This window comes from Edwardsiella piscicida (genome assembly GCF_001896205.1).
Lineage (GTDB): Bacteria > Pseudomonadota > Gammaproteobacteria > Enterobacterales > Enterobacteriaceae > Edwardsiella > Edwardsiella piscicida.
In genome coordinates, this window is the sequence record NZ_MPNU01000001.1 from 1,616,318 (window position 1) to 1,632,093 (window position 15,776).

Here is a 15,776-nt window from a genome sequence, read left to right on the forward strand (position 1 = left end):
AGTTTGTGCTGTGTCTTATTAGCTGGAAGGGCCTTGCGCACAGGCCATACGGGATCGCTATCAGCTCTAAGCGTCGCGACTGCCAACTCAAAAACTGATGAAATGGTGCGACGGGCTTCAGCGGCAACTGTTGGTGCTCCTCGTTTAGCGGTTTCCTGAAGAATTTTAAGTATATGGTGTGGAGTGATCTCTCTGACAGGGAGCTTACCGATGGCGGGAAAAACCACACGTTCAAGCATATCCAGTCGCCGCGTTTTGGTGATTTCGGCCCAGTCTTTCATCTGCAACCACTCTTTAGCGATCAGCTCAAAGGTGTTGGATGCGTCGTTGACCTTGCGGATCTTATCTAACTGGCGAGCCTGTGTCGGGCTAACTCCATTCGCGACTTGTTTACGCGCTTTCTCACATTTTTCGCGAGCTTCGGCAAGTTTGACCGTTGGGTACTCACCCAACGCGAACATGCTGGATTTGCCGTTGAGTTTAAACCGATAGCGCCATGCCTTTTTGCCGTTGGGTTTCACTTCGAGGTAGAGACCATTGAAGTCATTGAGTCGATAGAGTTTTTCTTTCGGCTTAGCAGTGCGGCATTGCGTATCAGTGAGCATAGCGAGTCCTTGTCTATTTCTTATACTGCTATTGTACTCACTTAAAATGAAGATGGAAGAATGTTGTACTCATCAATGTACTCATTTTTGACAGCGTTTTTACGAGATGAGTTGAGACATTATGAAATGAAAAATCCACGCAATTGCGTGGATTTTATAGTATTTTGTGATTTTCATGAGGTTAATTAAGACCTCACGAGACAACACATTTTATTTAGACGTTAAACAGGAAGTTCATGATATCGCCATCTTTGACGATATAGTCCTTACCTTCAGAACGCATTTTACCGGCTTCCTTGGCGCCCTGTTCACCCTTATAGGTGATGAAGTCGTCAAAGGCGATGGTCTGGGCGCGGATAAAGCCTTTCTCAAAGTCAGTATGGATTTTACCGGCGGCCTGCGGGGCGGTAGCGCCGACGGGAATAGTCCAGGCGCGCACCTCTTTTACCCCAGCGGTGAAGTAGGTCTGCAGGTTCAGCAGCGTGTAGCCAGCGCGGATCACGCGGTTCAGCCCCGGCTCTTCCAGACCCAGCTCGGCCATGAACTCGTCGCGATCGGCGTCGTCCAGCTCGGCGATGTCGGCCTCAACGGCGGCACATACCGGAACCACAACGGAGCCCTCTGCGTCGGCGATGGCGCGCACCTGATCCAGGAACGGGTTGTTCTCAAAGCCATCTTCGTTGACGTTGGCAATATACATGGTCGGTTTTAGGGTCAGGAAGCTCAGGTATTTGATGGCCCCTTTCTCTTCGTCGCTGAGATCCAGCGCGCGCAGCATGCCGGCCTGCTCCAGGTGCGGCAGGCATTTTTCCAGCGCGGAGAGCTCCAGCTTGGCGTCTTTGTCGCCGCCTTTGGCTTTCTTCTGCACGCGGTGAATCGCACGCTCACAGGTATCCAGATCCGCCAGCGCCAGCTCGGTGTTGATCACCTCGATGTCTTCCGCCGGGTTTACGCGGCCGGAAACGTGCACGATATTGTCGTTTTCAAAGCAGCGAACCACGTGGCCGATGGCTTCGGTTTCACGGATGTTGGTCAGGAACTGGTTACCCAGGCCTTCCCCTTTAGAGGCGCCCTTTACCAGGCCGGCAATGTCGACAAACTCCATGGTGGTCGGCAGGGTGCGCTGGGGTTTCACGATCTCGGCCAGCTGATCCAGACGCGGATCCGGCATCGGTACTACGCCGGTGTTCGGCTCAATGGTACAGAACGGGAAGTTGGCTGCTTCGATTCCCGCTTTGGTCAGCGCATTGAACAGCGTGGATTTACCGACGTTGGGAAGCCCGACGATACCGCATTTAAAACCCATGTTTAATCACCTTAACTCATTGAATTTTTAGCGATTTATAGATTAACCGCCAAAGAAACAGGAAAATATCGCCCAATTATACACGCAACGCGTCATTTTCTCGACTTATCCGTAGGGCGCGTGTGGCGGACGGCGTTACTGCGTCGCGTTTAGCGGACGCTGGCCTTGAAACCGTTGAGGCGATTCATCGCCCTATCCATGCCTTCCTGCATCAGCAGATCGGTGCAGCGCAGCGCCTCGTCGATGGCTTCATCGATCAGAGGCTGCTCGCTGGCCAGCGGTTTACCCAGGACAAAGCCGACGACCTTACTTTTGTCGCCGGGGTGGCCAATGCCGATGCGCAGGCGATGAAAGTTGGGGTTGTTGCCCAGCTTGCTTTGAATATCCTTCAGGCCGTTATGGCCGCCGTTACCGCCGCCAAGCTTCAGTTTGGCGACGCCCGGCGGCAGATCCAGCTCATCGTGTGCGACCAGAATTTCATCTGGGGTGATGCGGTAAAATCCGGCCAGGGCGGAAACGGCTTTGCCGCTCAGGTTCATAAAGGTGGTCGGCACCAGCAGGCGCAGGTCATGGCCTGCTAGGCTGAGGCGGGCGGTATAGCCAAAAAATTTGCTCTCTTCTTTCAGGGACTGGCCGTGGCGTTCGGCGAGGGCGTCAACGAACCAGGCGCCGGCGTTATGGCGGGTCTGGGCGTATTCAGCGCCAGGGTTAGCCAGGCCGACAATCAGTTTAATCGTCATCTGTGCATTCAGTCTTTATGTGATAGGCGCGGGCAGTGCCGCGGCAGATAGTAGGCAAAGCGCCAAAGCGTAATTAGACCATAATTTGACGCCGCTCACTACCCTGTCGGCGTCCGCAGGGGGGGAGACGAGCGGCGGCATTTTCCCGTTTTTCGGCGGCGCGCGGCGCGGTGTCTCTGGGGGTATCGCATCGGGAATGTAAAATCTGTGTGATTTGTCAAGATAAAATGTGAGCTGTAACCAAGCAGATGAATATCAAGGGGCTATACTATCACTAACGGGATAGATGAGCGCTCTTAATGAGTCGCTGGCTATACATCAGTAGATTTGACTGATACGGGGGAGGTGACCAATGAAACGTAAAGGCGCGGAGCTGCTTGGTAACGTTCTAATGGGGCTGGGGCTCATTACCATGGTCGGTGGTGTGGGCTACTCTGTGCTGTCCCAGTTACCCCAACTGGATTTACCCCACTACTTTTCTCACGGCGCCGTCATGAGCATCTTTATCGGTGCGCTGTTATGGCTGGTCGGTGCGCGCGTTGGCGGTCGTGAACGCGTCGCTGACCGCTATTGGTGGGTACGCCACTACGATAAACGCTGTACCCGTAAAACGCGTGAACGTCATCCTTAAAACAACGACGTGTCATTAACGTTTGAACGCCGCCGGGAGGGCGGCGTTTTTTATGGGCGCGCGTCGGTGCCGTGCGGCAGCAGCTGGACGTCAAACTCGGGGTATTGCTGAGATCCGAGGTAGCGGATGACGACGATCCCCTGATCATAGCCGGCGCTGGTTAGGTTGTTGCTCAGATCGCGCGGCTGGCGTGACAGGTGAATTTGGTAGCGCCCGTCCGCCTGGCGAACAATCTCTTGCCCGGTCAGGTAGGTTTTGGCCACTCGATAGTCTGGAGTTATATAGTAAGGCGTATAGAAAACGACGGAGATATAGGTTGCATCCCGGGGCAGGGTACCGCTGATGCGGATCACGCTGTCGTCATGGGGCAGCGCGGCGTAAAAGCCGTCGTAGCGGTTATCCGTGGTGGGGTATAGCGCGTCGGACAGGCTGCGATCGACCTCGACCTCTTGGCTGCTGTTGCGTACCCGACTCATCTTGGCGGAAAGATCCAGCGAGCTGAGCACCAGGCTACGGTAGAAGCTGGCCGCCAGGGCGCTGCGGCGCGGCGCATCGGCGATGGGCGGCGCGGGGTGCCCCGTCAGGCGGCGAATATGGTAGCGTGCGGGGCGCTGCACCTTTTGCTGTCCGCTGTGATAATACTCACGCACGATGACCATATAGTCATCCGGCGTGGTGACGATCGCCTCTTGCCCCGGCGGGGGCGTCGTCGGCGTCAGGCGCAGGCTAAAGTTTCCCTGTCGGTCGATCGGCATATCTTTGGTTGACCGGTTCTGCTGCGCCCGGGCAACGTTACGGCCATCGCGCATGGCGTAGACCTGAAAACCCACATAGTCGGCTGCGCCGACGTTGCCGCTGATGACATAGTCGCTGCGGCTGTCAAACAGGGCGGAGTTGTAGGTTGTCCAGGGGTTGTCACCGGCGACCTTCCGGGTTCCGCTCATCCAGTTGACAAAGTAAGGGGTTGCCTCCGCCGCCTGGCGTAGAAAGATCGCGCTGGAAAGCGAGGCGGCGCTGTGCAAGAACTGCTGGGTGGCGGCGTCGTACGGCTGACCGAGCTGCATACGCTGGTTAAAGCGGTCGACCTGTCGAGCCATCTCGGCCTGGGGCAGCGGGCTGGCAAACAGGGGGGCGCAAAGCACCGTGGTTGATAGGGTAAACAGGGTGGCGCGTAATACGCTGTGCATGATGGCATCCGTTGCAGGCCGTGGCGTCGGCGATGTAAAGAAGCCTATCACAGGGGGCGGGACGGCGACGGGGATGTCGGCGCGGCGTATAGGGATGGTTTAACGTTGGCGCCGGTCTCTTGAGGGAGGGCGGCGTGCGGTGGGCCCTACCCAGCCCACCGCGCGACAGAAACGAAAAACGGCGGATAAATCCGCCGTTTTCATCTGGCGCAAGCTATCAGTGTTCAAACATCGCAGAGATGGACTCTTCGTTGCTGATGCGGCGGATGGCCTCGGCCAACATGCCGGACAGCGTCAGGCTGCGGACCTTGTCCAGCGCCTTGATCTCCGGTGCCAGCGGAATGGTGTCGCACACCACAAACTCATCGATTACGGAATTCTTGATGTTGTCGATGGCGTTGCCGGAGAAGATCGGGTGGGTCGCATAGGCAAATACGCGCTTGGCGCCGCGCTCTTTCAGCGCTTCGGCCGCTTTGCACAGGGTGCCGCCGGTATCGATCATGTCGTCGACCAGGACGCAGTCGCGATCGGCAACGTCACCGATGATGTGCATCACCTGAGAGACGTTGGCGCGCGGACGACGCTTATCGATGATGGCCATGTCGGTATCGTTGAGCAGTTTAGCGATGGCGCGGGCACGTACGACGCCGCCGATGTCCGGAGAAACCACGATCGGGTTTTCCAGCTTCTGCTGCAGCATGTCTTCCAGCAGGATCGGGCTGCCGAATACGTTATCTACCGGTACGTCGAAGAAGCCCTGGATCTGTTCTGCATGCAGGTCCACGGTCAGTACGCGGTCAACCCCTACGCTGGACAGGAAGTCTGCGACGACTTTTGCCGTGATCGGCACACGGGCGGAGCGCACGCGGCGATCCTGGCGCGCATAGCCGAAGTAAGGGATTACCGCCGTGATGCGGCCGGCGGAGGCGCGGCGCAGTGCGTCAACCATGACAACCAGCTCCATCAGGTTATCGTTGGTCGGGGCACAGGTGGACTGGATGATGAAAATATCACCACCGCGTACATTTTCGTTGATTTGCACGCTCACTTCGCCGTCACTAAAACGGCCTACAGCGGCGTCGCCGAGGCTGGTGTACAAACGGTTGGCAATACGTTGTGCTAGTTCCGGGGTAGCGTTACCAGCAAAAAGCTTCATATCAGGCACGAGAAGAACCTCAGGCTTGCGTCCAGAGAAGTTGATAGTACGGCGCGCTAACTAGGAGTGGGCTGACGCGCCGCATTACCCTACGGGTATTGTTTGAGTCACGGCAGACTCTGCATTCGTTCGGCGAACAAATGGCCGCGCAGCACGTAAAGCTATTGTCAAACACAGCATAATGCTTTAAACGTTAACCAGTTACGTGCATAGAGGCCAGCAGCTCGGAGCGGACACGGTGCAACGGCGACGTATTGACGCCACGCGCCACGAATCCCTGCATCCACTCGGGGGCAATGCTGAGCACCTGACGGGCCGCCTGCTCGGTGTCGAATTCCGCAAACACGCAAGCGCCAGTCCCTGTCAGACGCGACGGCGCGTATTCTAGCAGCCACGAAAGCGCCTGTTCAACCTCACGAAAACGTTTTCTTGCTATTGGCTCGCAATCATTACTGTACGGTGTTGCCAACAGTTCAGCCAAAGTTCTTACCGGAGAGTCTCTTTTCAGTGCAGGATCGGCGAAGATCGCCGGCGTGGAAATGCTGACGCCCGGGTGTGCAACAAAGTACCATTTTTCTTCAGGATGTGCGGGTTGTAACAATTCTCCAACACCCTGCGCAAAGGCGGCAACGCCATTAACAAAAACCGGTACATCTGCGCCCAGGGTCAATCCAATCTCAGCCAGACGTGCGTCGCTTAACCCGGCCTGCCACAGGGTGTTCAGCGCGATCAGGGTGGTGGCCGCATCCGACGAGCCGCCGCCGAGCCCGCCCCCCATAGGCAGGCTCTTTTGCAGCGCAATGTCGGCGCCGCATCCGGCAAAGGCGGGCGGCAGCGCGGCGCGCAGCGCCCGCGCCGCGCGGATGATCAGGTTGTCTTCATCCGCCACTCCCGCCACCGGCGTCAGCAGACGCAGCTGGCCATCGCTACGCGCCTGAATGCTGAGCGTGTCGCCGTAGTCCACAAACTGGAATAGAGTCTGCAGCAGATGGTAGCCATCGGCCCGGCGCCCGGTGATGTAAAGAAACAGGTTTAGCTTGGCCGGCGCCGGCCAGTGGGTCAGCGCGGCGATCATGGACGTAGCGTCCAGCTGTCCATCTTCAGCTTGATCCGCTGACCGCCCTGGGTCAGCTCCAGCTGGGCCGGCAGGGCCGGGACGCTGGCGCTATCATACTTCAGGTAGTCCACCTGCCAGGTCTGGCCCGCGTGGCGGTAGGTCGCCTGGCGCAGGCGGTGCGCGCTGTCCAGCTGGATACTCTGCGCCTGGCCGGGCAGCCCCAGCATCCACTGACGCAGGTTATCCAGCGGGATCTGCATGCCGGTGAGCTTTTCGAGCATGACGGCGGCGTTGTCGCTAACGTAGCGGCGCCCCTGGCTATCGGTGATCTGCGCTACGCCCGGCTGAACGTTCAGCTCCAGCTCAGTGCTGCCGAGGGGGTTGGTCAGCAGCAGGCGATAGTGCCCGGCGGCCGTCTGCTGCCAGAAGAAACGCGCATACACCTTTTGCTTATCGGAAAGATAGGCAAATGCCCCACGAGTCTGATAAACCGTGATATTTTCCACCTGCTGCTGGTGAGCCTGCCACTGCGGCGAGCTGACGCTGCCGCCGCTATTTTTATCGGGCAGCGTGCCGCAGGCAGCGAGCAACAGACAGCTAACTGGCAGTAAACGCAGGAGATTTACCTTTTTCATCCTCATAATCCATGGTGAGTATACTCTGGGGCTAACGCTAGCCTGCTTGTCGGGGAGCGTCAATGGGCGCGGTGGTCTATCCGGGGGAAAAGGGTAAAAAAATGTCTGTTGGCGCACGCGCTCCGGCGGTGCGGTGGCTTTTATTGCTTCGGTGCATCAAGTAGAATGCAGCGATAACCGATAACCCTAATGAAGTCGCGACTACTTGACGGTTTTTCATGAGTCTTCTTGCACTTGGAATCAATCATAAAACGGCGCCGGTCTCCCTGCGGGAACGGGTAACGTTTTCGCCTGATACGCTGGATCGGGCCATTGAAAGTCTGCTGCGACAGCCGTCGGTGCAGGCCGGGGTAGTGCTGTCGACCTGTAACCGCACCGAGCTCTACCTGAGCGTAGAGCAGCGGACCGATCTGCGTCAGCAGATCGTTGACTGGCTGTGCAGCTACCATCAGCTGACGCCGGAGGAGGTGAGCGACAGTCTCTATTGGCATCAGGATAACGACGCGGTCAGCCATCTGATGCGGGTAGCCAGCGGTTTGGACTCGTTGGTGCTGGGCGAGCCGCAGATCTTGGGCCAGGTGAAGAAAGCCTTTTCGGAATCTCAACGTGAGCAGGCGCTGTCTGCTGACCTGGAGCGTCTGTTTCAAAAGACTTTCTCGGTGGCCAAGCGGGTACGCACGGAAACGGAAATCGGCGCCAGCGCGGTATCGGTGGCGTTTGCCGCCTGTACGCTGGCGCGCCAGATCTTTGAGTCGCTGGCCCGGCTTAACGTACTGCTGGTCGGGGCGGGCGAGACCATTGAGCTGGTGGCCCGTCATCTGCATCAGCACCAGGTGCAGCATATGATGATCGCCAACCGCACCCGCGAACGTGCCCAGGCGCTGGCCGATGAGGTCGGGGCCGAGGTGATCCCGCTGGCGGATATCGACGCTCGCCTGGCGGACGCCGATATCGTCATCAGCTCGACGGCCAGCCCGCTGCCGATCATCGGTAAAGGGATGGTTGAGCGCGCGCTGAAGGCGCGGCGCAACAGGCCGATGCTGCTGGTGGATATCGCCGTTCCGCGCGACATCGAGCCGGAGGCCGGGGATCTGGCCAACGCCTATCTGTACAGCGTGGACGATCTGCACGCTATTATTCAGGGCAATATGGCCCAGCGGCAGGCGGCGGCGGTGCAGGCCGAGCATATCGTGCAGCAGGAGTGCGCCAACTTTATGGCCTGGCTGCGCGCGCAGGGGGCCGTCGATACCATCCGTGAATACCGGGCCCAGGCGGAGCAGGTACGGGCCGAGGCCGAAGCCGAGGCGCTGGCGGCGCTGGCGCAGGGCGTCGAGGCCGAGGCGGTGATCCGCCGCCTGGCGCATCGCCTGACCAACCGCCTGATCCATGCGCCGACCAAATCCCTTCAGCAGGCCGCCGGCAGCGGCGATGCCCAGCGTCTGCAGACGCTGCGCGACAGCCTTGGGCTGGATCATAATTAGTTCTCTCCTTTCTTACATATTTACAGGTAAATAGCCACGCATGAAGCCTTCTATCGTTGCCAAACTAGAAGCATTACAGGAGCGCCATGAAGAAGTTCAGGCACTGCTCGGTGATGCCGGAGTCATTGCCGATCAGGACCGTTTTCGCGCGCTGTCGCGTGAGTACGCGCAGCTGACCGACGTATCGCACTGTTTTCTGGACTGGCGCCAGGTGCAGGACGATCTGGCCACGGCGGAGATGATGCTGGACGATCCGGAAATGCGTGAGATGGCGCAGGAGGAGATTAAAGCGGCGCGCGGGCGCTTGGCCGATCTGGAGCAGCACCTGCAGATCCTGCTGCTGCCCAAAGATCCTGACGATGAGCGCGACTGTTTCCTTGAGGTGCGCGCCGGTACCGGCGGCGATGAGGCTGCGCTGTTTGCCGGCGATCTTTTCCGGATGTACAGCCGCTACGCCGAGGCGCGCCGCTGGCGCATTGAGATCATGAGCGCCAGCGAGGGCGAGCACGGCGGCTACAAAGAGGTGATCGCTAAGGTGAGCGGCGACGGCGCCTATGGGCGTCTTAAGTTTGAGTCCGGCGGCCACCGCGTGCAGCGGGTGCCGGCGACGGAGTCCCAGGGGCGTATTCACACCTCTGCCTGCACCGTGGCGGTGATGCCGGCGGTGCCGGAGGCCGAGCTGCCGCAGATCAATCCGGCGGATCTGCGTATCGATACCTATCGCTCATCCGGGGCGGGCGGGCAGCACGTTAACACCACCGACTCCGCCATCCGCATTACCCACCTGCCGACCGGGATCGTGGTGGAGTGTCAGGATGAGCGTTCACAGCATAAGAACAAGGCCAAGGCCATGTCGGTGCTGGGCGCGCGCATCCGCGCTGCCGAAATCGCCAAGCGCCAGCAGGAGGTGGCATCGACCCGCCGTAACCTGCTGGGCAGCGGCGATCGCTCCGATCGCGTCCGCACCTATAACTTCCCGCAGGGACGGGTGACCGACCACCGTATTAACCTGACCCTGTATCGCCTGGATGAGGTGATGGAGGGCAAGCTGGACAACCTGATCGAGCCCATCGTGCAGGAGCACCAGGCCGATCAGCTCAGCGCACTCGCCGAGCAGGAGTGATGCGCTACGATCAATGGCTGCGTCAGGCCTGCGCGCGCCTGACGCCGGGCGACAGCCCACGGCGCGATGCGGAGATCCTGCTGGAGCACGTGACCGGCAAGGGGCGTAGCTTTCTGCTGGCCTTTGGCGAGACGCGGCTGACGGCGGCGCAGCTGACGCAGCTGACGTCCCTGCTGGCACGGCGCGAGCAGGGAGAGCCGGTGGCTTACCTGATCGGCGAGCGTGAGTTTTGGTCGCTGCCGCTGGCGGTTTCCCCGGCGACGCTGATCCCGCGTCCGGATACCGAATGCTTGGTCGAGCAGGCGCTGATGCGTCTGCCGGCGACGCCGGCGCAGATTGTCGATCTGGGCACCGGTACCGGCGCCATCGCGTTGGCGCTGGCCAGCGAGCGCCCCGACTGCCGCGTGAGCGCGGTGGAGTTCAACCCCAACGCCGTGGCGCTGGCGCAGCATAACGCCGCCCGTCTGGGCCTGTCGCGGGTCGAGATCCTGCAGGGCAGCTGGTTTACGCCGCTGGCCGGGCGGCGTTTTACCCTGATCGTCTCTAACCCGCCCTATATCGACGCCGCCGATGGTCATCTGAGCCAGGGTGACGTGCGCTTTGAGCCCGCCAGTGCGCTGGTGGCCGCCGAGCAGGGGCTGGCCGATCTGCGGGCGATCGCCCGTCAGGCGCCGGACCATCTGGAGCCGGGGGGATGGCTGCTGCTGGAGCACGGTTGGCAGCAGGGGGCCGCGGTGCGCGCCCTGCTGACGGAGTATGGCTTCTGCTGCGTGGAGAGCGTGCGGGACTACGGCGATAACGAGCGGGTGACCTTAGGACAGTACCGCCCGTCGCGCTGAGGCGACGGGAGATGCCGGGTGTGATAATGAAACAGACGATCAACGGGCTGCCGCTGATGGCCGCTGATGATGGAATGGGTATGAGTGTAATAGCCGATTTTGCCTTTGATGAGGCGTTGCTGAGCGACGGCGTACTGCAGATGCAGCATGCCGTCCGCCCCGAACTGGATCCGGTGCGCCTGCGCGCCGAGCTGGATGGCCTGGCCACGCAGGCGCAAACGGCGCTGCGGGGGGTATACGGCGAACAGGCGCGTCTGCAGCGTCTGCTGACGCTGTTTTTCGGTGAGTGGGGATTCGGCGGGGTAAGCGGCGTCTATCGCCTTTCCGATGCGCTGTGGCTGGACACCGTGCTGGCGCGTCGCCAGGGAACGCCGGCCTCGCTGGGGATCATCCTGCAGCATATCGCCCAGGCGCTCGCGCTGCCGCTGCAGGCGGTGGTGTTCCCGACGCAGCTGCTGCTACGCGCCGACTGGCCGCAGGGCGGCTACCGGCTGATCAATCCCCTGAACGGTGAGACGCTGGAGTGCGCCCTGCTGGCCGTGTGGCTTAAGGGTCATCAGGGTATGCAGGCCCGCATGAGCAGCGGAGACATTGAGGCGGCGGACAACAGCCAGGTGGTGCGCCGTCTACTGACGACGCTGAAGGCGGCGCTGATGGAGGAGCAGCAGGTTGAGCTGGCGCTCAACGCCTGCGAGGCGCTGCTGTGCTTTGAGCCGGAGGATCCCTATGAGATCCGCGATCGCGGGCTGCTCTATGCCCGCCTGGAGTGCCCGCACATCGCGCTGTCCGATCTGAACTACTTCATCGAGCAGTGCCCGGAGGATCCGGTGGCCGAGGTGATTAAGCTCCAGATCCATGCCATTGAACAGTTTGAGGTGGTGCTGCATTAGCGATATGAGCGACGGCGGCCCCCTTCGGGGCAGCGGCGCCGCGTTGCGTCGTGACCCGGGTTTTCTTTTGCCTGCGCAGGAGCGGCGACAGGCGGCGGAGTATGGCATACTCTGCGCGTTCGCTGTTCGGTCAGCAGGGTTTTTCTCAAAATGTAAGGCGCAAGCATGAAACAGAAAGTTGTCAGCATTGGTGATATTCAGGTCGCAAACGATCTGCCGTTTGTTCTGTTTGGCGGGATGAACGTGCTGGAGTCGCGCGATCTGGCGATGCGCATCTGTGAGCACTACGTCACCGTGACCCAAAAGCTGGGCATTCCCTATGTTTTTAAGGCCTCCTTCGATAAGGCCAACCGCTCCTCTATCCACTCTTACCGCGGCCCGGGCCTGGAAGAGGGGATGAAGATTTTCCAGGAGCTCAAGCAGACCTTCGGGGTGAAGATCATTACCGACGTCCATACGCCGGAGCAGGCGCAGCCGGTGGCTGACGTGGTGGATGTCATTCAGCTGCCCGCTTTCCTGGCGCGCCAGACCGATCTGGTTGAGGCGATGGCCAAAACTGGCGCGGTGATCAACGTGAAGAAGCCGCAGTTCTTAAGCCCGGGCCAGATGGGCAACATCGTGGACAAGTTCCAGGAGGGCGGCAACGAGCAGGTGATCCTGTGCGATCGCGGCAGCAACTTTGGCTATGACAATCTGGTGGTCGACATGCTGGGCTTTGGGGTGATGAAGAACGTCAGCCACGGGGCGCCGGTGATTTTTGACGTGACCCACTCCCTGCAGTGCCGCGATCCGTTTGGCGCCGCCTCCGGTGGCCGTCGCGCCCAGGTGACGGAGCTGGCGCGCTCCGGGATGGCCATCGGCCTGGCCGGGCTGTTTATTGAGGCGCATCCGGATCCGGCCCACGCCATGTGCGACGGCCCCTCCGCGCTGCCGCTGGCGAAGCTGGAGCCGTTCCTGGCGCAGATGAAGGCCATCGACGATCTGGTGAAGAACTTCCCGCCGCTGGATACCGCCAACTAAGGCGCGGGCCGTACGGTCCACATACGCATCGGGGGAGCCTTGGCTCCCCCGTTTTTTTATCCGCGCTCGCAGAATATCCCCTGTACGCGCCCGCCGGCGTCCAGGCAGGCGTCCTGCATCAGGAAACGTTCGGCCTTGATACCGGCATAGAAGGCGGCGCACAGGGCCAGAAGGGCTATCAGGCCTCTTTTCATGGCGTTCTCTCTCGGTGTGGGCGCGCGATCATAGCGGTGAGCAGGGCGGGGAGATAGGGAAAAATGGCGCCCGTTTGGACGCCATTGCAGGAACGGGTGGCGTTAGCGTTCCTCCTCCAGACTGCGCAGGGCATCCGGTAGGGTGGCAAAGAACGCCATGCGTCCTTCGATCGGCACCACGCGCGCGCGTGCCAGGGTCTTCAGCGGCTGGAACGGCATATCGGTGACGATCAGGCGCTTGCCCTGCGGCAGCGAGTCGACGAAGCGCAGGAACGCGTTCAGGCCGCCGGCGTCCAGCACCGGCACGGCGTCCCACTGCATGACGACGGTCTGGTATTTATCCCCCATCGCCAGGATCTCGTTAAAGATACGCTCGGCGGCGGCGAAGAACAGCGGACCGCTGACGCGCAGCACCAGCACCCCGCGCGCATCGTCATGGCTCACCTCGCTGATGCGGGTCATCCGGGCAATGCGGCGCATAAACAGCAGTGAGGCCAGCACGATACCGACGGTGATGGCGATCACCATATCAAACAGCACCGTCAGCGACATGCACAGCAGCATGACGATGATGTCATCCTTGGGAGCCCGGCGCAGCAGGTAGACGACTTTGTGGGCCTCGCTCATGTTCCAGGCAACGATCAGCAGCAGGGAGGCCATGGCCGCCAGCGGCAGATAGGAGAGCCAGGGGGCGAGGACCAGCAGCGCCAGGATCACCAGCAGGGAGTGGATCACCGCGGAGACGGGCGAGGTAGCGCCGGCGCGGACGTTGGCCGCCGAGCGGGCAATCGCCGCGGTTGCGGTAATGCCGCCGAAGAAGGGCGCGGCAATGTTGCCCAGGCCTTGACCTATCAACTCGCCGTTAGAGTGGTGCTTTTTACCGGTCATGCCATCCAGCACCACGGCGCACAGCAGCGACTCGATCGCCCCCAGCATCGCCATGGAGAACGCCGCGGGCATCAGGGCCGACAGGCTGTGCCAGCTCAGGTGGATCGCTTCTCCCCCCGGGGTAGGAATGTTCCACGGCAGGACAAACTGCGGCAGGATCGGCGGGATGCCCTGGCCGTGGCTACCGTCGGCCAGCACATAGCTAAAGCGGGAGCCAATGGTGGCCACGTCGTGGCCGAACAGTGAACAGATCCCCATCACCGCGCTACCGGCCAGCAGCGCCGGCAGATGTCCGGGCAGGCGTAGCCCCAGCTTGGGCCAGAAGATCAAGACCGCCAGCGTGGTGGCACCGATCAGGGTGTCCGCCCAGTTGATGGTCGGCATGGCCTGCGCCAGCGCCGCCACCTTAAATAGGTAGCTTTCCGGCACGTGCTCTAGATGCAGGCCGAAGAAATCCTTGATCTGCATGGTGCCGATGGTAATCGCGATCCCCGAGGTAAAGCCAAGGGTAACGGAAAGCGGAATGTACTCAATCAGGCGGCCAAAGCGCGCCATCCCCATCAGCAGCAGGAAGATCCCCGACATCAGCGTGGCCACCAGCAGCCCGGAGAGGCCGAACTGCTGTGAGACAGGATACAGGATGACGACAAAGGCGGCGGTGGGGCCGGAGACACTGTAGCGCGATCCCCCGGTCAGCGCGATCACGATACCGGCCACGGCCGAGGTATACAGGCCGTACTGAGGCGGTACGCCGCTGCCGATGGCCAGCGCCATGGCCAGCGGAATGGCGATGATGCCAACGGTGATGCCGGCGATGAGATCCTTAGTGAAACGCTGGAGCGAGTAAGGATCGCGCCAGCAGGATTCAATCAGCGCGCTGAACGGCATAACGCCGCCAATTTTATGGGTTTTCATTATGCGATTAAACCAACTATAGAAAAATCAAAGAAAGGCGGGCCATAGGCGGTCCGTCGCGAAGAGGAACAATACGATACGCCTTTAGTAAAGCGGAAATATAGATATATATCAAATCAGATGGGCAAACTGGGTAGGCGCTAAAAAAACAGGTTTTTATTCTGGCGTGTTCCGGCGGAGAGCAGGCGGGAGCTGGGCTGTTCGATCTCCCGCCGTTGGAGAAGTAAAAGACTTTTACCCGTTAGGCATGGTTTTGTTGGTTAATGCCAAGAAAGCGGGCAATAACCTCGCTGACCAACAGATGGTCGTCCAGCTGGGGGGCGCCGGACACGCTGATGGCGCCGACGCAGCCGCAGTTGGCGATACGCAGCGGGAAGCTGCCGCCCTGGGGAGCATAGTCGGCCGGGCTCAGGCCGTAAAAGGCCTCTAGCGTGGTATTTCGCAGGGTCAAGCGCATCCCCATCGCATAGGAGCTGCGCTGGAAGCGCAGTACGACGTTGCGCTTGCGGCGGATCCATTCGGCGTTGTCCGGCGAGGTGCCGGGCATGGCGCAGTGAAATAGGGTTTGATCGGCGAACTGGATATCGATGGTGACGTGCAGGCCGCGCCGCTCGGCCTCCTGACGCAGCGCGCAGCCTAGCTGCCAGGCGGTATCGGGGTTGAATAGGGTAAACTGGAGCTGCTGCTCCTCGGCGGCCAGTCGCGCCAGCGCTTCTTCACTGCTCATAGGCGTTCCTTCTCTTTCGGTGTCATAGCGTAACTATCGGCAATCGAGCAGGGGGGAGACGCGACGGGGATCGGATTTTGTGATAAATCCGGGTGATGAAATGCAAAAAGCCCGGCCATAGGCCGGGCTCTTCTATAATCTGGCGGTGAGGAAGGGATTCGAACCCTTGATACGTTTTCACGTATACACACTTTCCAGGCGTGCTCCTTCAACCACTCGGACACCTCACCAAATTTTCCGCTGCGGCGTTGTACGCTGCAACGGGGCGCTACTATAGGGATAGAGCCTCGCAGGGTCAAGCATATTTTTTTACGTCGCGCGCAGATGCCGATTGTGTATACAGTTTGCTGATTTTATCGGCGCTTGGCCATTTCTTGCGGTG

Annotated in this window: 16 protein-coding genes and 1 tRNA gene; 6 read left to right on the plus strand and 11 right to left on the minus strand. The window is 60.3% G+C overall.

Annotated features, from left to right (window positions below; all coding sequences use genetic code 11):
• From BRD58_RS07345 to pth, 3 genes are all read right to left on the minus strand, one after another.
• Positions 1-605, minus strand: a 605-nt coding sequence (locus BRD58_RS07345) for a tyrosine-type recombinase/integrase (RefSeq protein ID WP_073382123.1), incomplete at its 3' end; no start/stop codon positions are given.
• A 214-nt stretch (positions 606-819) separates the two neighbouring features.
• Positions 820-1,911, minus strand: coding sequence for a redox-regulated ATPase YchF (gene ychF / locus BRD58_RS07350; protein ID WP_012848252.1), 1,092 nt, complete (start codon positions 1,909-1,911; stop codon positions 820-822).
• Between the two features lie 149 nt (positions 1,912-2,060).
• Positions 2,061-2,651 carry an aminoacyl-tRNA hydrolase gene (pth, locus tag BRD58_RS07355; RefSeq protein WP_015461333.1) on the minus strand — a complete coding sequence of 197 codons (591 nt, stop codon included), beginning with the start codon at positions 2,649-2,651 and terminating at the stop codon, positions 2,061-2,063.
• A gap of 352 nt (positions 2,652-3,003) precedes the next feature.
• Here pth and ychH point away from each other — a divergent pair, with 352 nt between their 5' ends.
• Positions 3,004-3,282, plus strand: coding sequence for a stress-induced protein YchH (gene ychH, locus BRD58_RS07360; protein WP_012848254.1), 279 nt, complete (start codon positions 3,004-3,006; stop codon positions 3,280-3,282).
• 50 nt (positions 3,283-3,332) lie between these two features.
• Here the strand turns inward: ychH and BRD58_RS07365 are convergent, their stop codons facing one another.
• The 4 genes from BRD58_RS07365 to lolB form a co-directional block, all read right to left on the minus strand.
• The gene (locus tag BRD58_RS07365; RefSeq protein ID WP_015461334.1) at positions 3,333-4,469 is read right to left on the minus strand and encodes a DUF1214 domain-containing protein; all 1,137 of its coding nucleotides are present in this window, start codon (positions 4,467-4,469) and stop codon (positions 3,333-3,335) included.
• A gap of 217 nt (positions 4,470-4,686) precedes the next feature.
• Complete coding sequence (gene prs, locus BRD58_RS07370) at positions 4,687-5,634, minus strand: ribose-phosphate diphosphokinase (protein WP_005293094.1); 948 nt, start codon at positions 5,632-5,634, stop codon at positions 4,687-4,689.
• A 184-nt stretch (positions 5,635-5,818) separates the two neighbouring features.
• Positions 5,819-6,700: a 4-(cytidine 5'-diphospho)-2-C-methyl-D-erythritol kinase gene (gene ispE / locus BRD58_RS07375; RefSeq protein WP_015461335.1), complete on the minus strand. Its 882-nt coding sequence runs from the start codon at positions 6,698-6,700 to the stop codon at positions 5,819-5,821.
• Positions 6,697-7,323: a lipoprotein insertase outer membrane protein LolB gene (lolB, locus tag BRD58_RS07380; protein ID WP_015461336.1), complete on the minus strand. Its 627-nt coding sequence runs from the start codon at positions 7,321-7,323 to the stop codon at positions 6,697-6,699. Before lolB ends, ispE begins: the two co-directional genes overlap by 4 nt.
• Positions 7,324-7,535: 212 nt before the next feature.
• Here lolB and hemA point away from each other — a divergent pair, with 212 nt between their 5' ends.
• The 5 genes from hemA (at position 7,536) to kdsA (ending at position 12,670) form a co-directional block, all read left to right on the plus strand.
• A complete protein-coding gene (gene hemA, locus BRD58_RS07385) occupies positions 7,536-8,798 on the plus strand; it encodes a glutamyl-tRNA reductase (RefSeq protein ID WP_015461337.1) in 1,263 nt (420 codons plus the stop codon).
• A 40-nt stretch (positions 8,799-8,838) separates the two neighbouring features.
• Positions 8,839-9,921 carry a peptide chain release factor 1 gene (gene prfA, locus BRD58_RS07390; RefSeq protein WP_012848259.1) on the plus strand — a complete coding sequence of 361 codons (1,083 nt, stop codon included), beginning with the start codon at positions 8,839-8,841 and terminating at the stop codon, positions 9,919-9,921.
• Positions 9,921-10,760, plus strand: a complete 840-nt coding sequence (gene prmC, locus BRD58_RS07395; RefSeq protein WP_069578470.1) for a peptide chain release factor N(5)-glutamine methyltransferase — start codon at positions 9,921-9,923, stop codon at positions 10,758-10,760. The genes prfA and prmC overlap by 1 nt, the downstream gene beginning before the upstream one ends.
• Positions 10,761-10,840: 80 nt before the next feature.
• Positions 10,841-11,650 carry a transglutaminase family protein gene (locus tag BRD58_RS07400; protein WP_034168283.1) on the plus strand — a complete coding sequence of 270 codons (810 nt, stop codon included), beginning with the start codon at positions 10,841-10,843 and terminating at the stop codon, positions 11,648-11,650.
• Positions 11,651-11,815: 165 nt separating this feature from the next.
• A complete protein-coding gene (gene kdsA, locus BRD58_RS07405) occupies positions 11,816-12,670 on the plus strand; it encodes a 3-deoxy-8-phosphooctulonate synthase (protein WP_012848262.1) in 855 nt (284 codons plus the stop codon).
• Positions 12,671-12,726: 56 nt separating this feature from the next.
• Here the strand turns inward: kdsA and BRD58_RS18090 are convergent, their stop codons facing one another.
• From BRD58_RS18090 to BRD58_RS07420, 4 genes are all read right to left on the minus strand, one after another.
• Complete coding sequence (locus tag BRD58_RS18090; RefSeq protein WP_012848263.1) at positions 12,727-12,864, minus strand: hypothetical protein; 138 nt, start codon at positions 12,862-12,864, stop codon at positions 12,727-12,729.
• A gap of 102 nt (positions 12,865-12,966) precedes the next feature.
• Positions 12,967-14,667, minus strand: a complete 1,701-nt coding sequence (dauA, locus tag BRD58_RS07410) for a C4-dicarboxylic acid transporter DauA (protein ID WP_069578471.1) — start codon at positions 14,665-14,667, stop codon at positions 12,967-12,969.
• 241 nt (positions 14,668-14,908) lie between these two features.
• On the minus strand, positions 14,909-15,394 hold the full coding sequence (locus BRD58_RS07415; RefSeq protein ID WP_012848265.1) for a heme-degrading domain-containing protein: 486 nt from the start codon (positions 15,392-15,394) through the stop codon (positions 14,909-14,911).
• Positions 15,395-15,534: 140 nt separating this feature from the next.
• Positions 15,535-15,624 (minus strand) — tRNA-Ser (locus BRD58_RS07420).
• Between the last annotated feature and the right edge of the window lie 152 nt (positions 15,625-15,776).

Coding starts and splice junctions, on each gene's coding strand:
- ychF (WP_012848252.1), bottom strand. CDS start 1,911: ATGGGTTTTAAATGCGGTATCGTCGGGCTTCCCAACGTCGGTAAATCC.
- pth (WP_015461333.1), bottom strand. CDS start 2,651: ATGACGATTAAACTGATTGTCGGCCTGGCTAACCCTGGCGCTGAATAC.
- ychH (WP_012848254.1), top strand. CDS start 3,004: ATGAAACGTAAAGGCGCGGAGCTGCTTGGTAACGTTCTAATGGGGCTG.
- BRD58_RS07365 (WP_015461334.1), bottom strand. CDS start 4,469: ATGCACAGCGTATTACGCGCCACCCTGTTTACCCTATCAACCACGGTG.
- ispE (WP_015461335.1), bottom strand. CDS start 6,700: ATGATCGCCGCGCTGACCCACTGGCCGGCGCCGGCCAAGCTAAACCTG.
- lolB (WP_015461336.1), bottom strand. CDS start 7,323: ATGAGGATGAAAAAGGTAAATCTCCTGCGTTTACTGCCAGTTAGCTGT.
- hemA (WP_015461337.1), top strand. CDS start 7,536: ATGAGTCTTCTTGCACTTGGAATCAATCATAAAACGGCGCCGGTCTCC.
- prfA (WP_012848259.1), top strand. CDS start 8,839: ATGAAGCCTTCTATCGTTGCCAAACTAGAAGCATTACAGGAGCGCCAT.
- prmC (WP_069578470.1), top strand. CDS start 9,921: ATGCGCTACGATCAATGGCTGCGTCAGGCCTGCGCGCGCCTGACGCCG.
- BRD58_RS07400 (WP_034168283.1), top strand. CDS start 10,841: ATGAGTGTAATAGCCGATTTTGCCTTTGATGAGGCGTTGCTGAGCGAC.
- kdsA (WP_012848262.1), top strand. CDS start 11,816: ATGAAACAGAAAGTTGTCAGCATTGGTGATATTCAGGTCGCAAACGAT.
- BRD58_RS18090 (WP_012848263.1), bottom strand. CDS start 12,864: ATGAAAAGAGGCCTGATAGCCCTTCTGGCCCTGTGCGCCGCCTTCTAT.
- dauA (WP_069578471.1), bottom strand. CDS start 14,667: ATGAAAACCCATAAAATTGGCGGCGTTATGCCGTTCAGCGCGCTGATT.
- BRD58_RS07415 (WP_012848265.1), bottom strand. CDS start 15,394: ATGAGCAGTGAAGAAGCGCTGGCGCGACTGGCCGCCGAGGAGCAGCAG.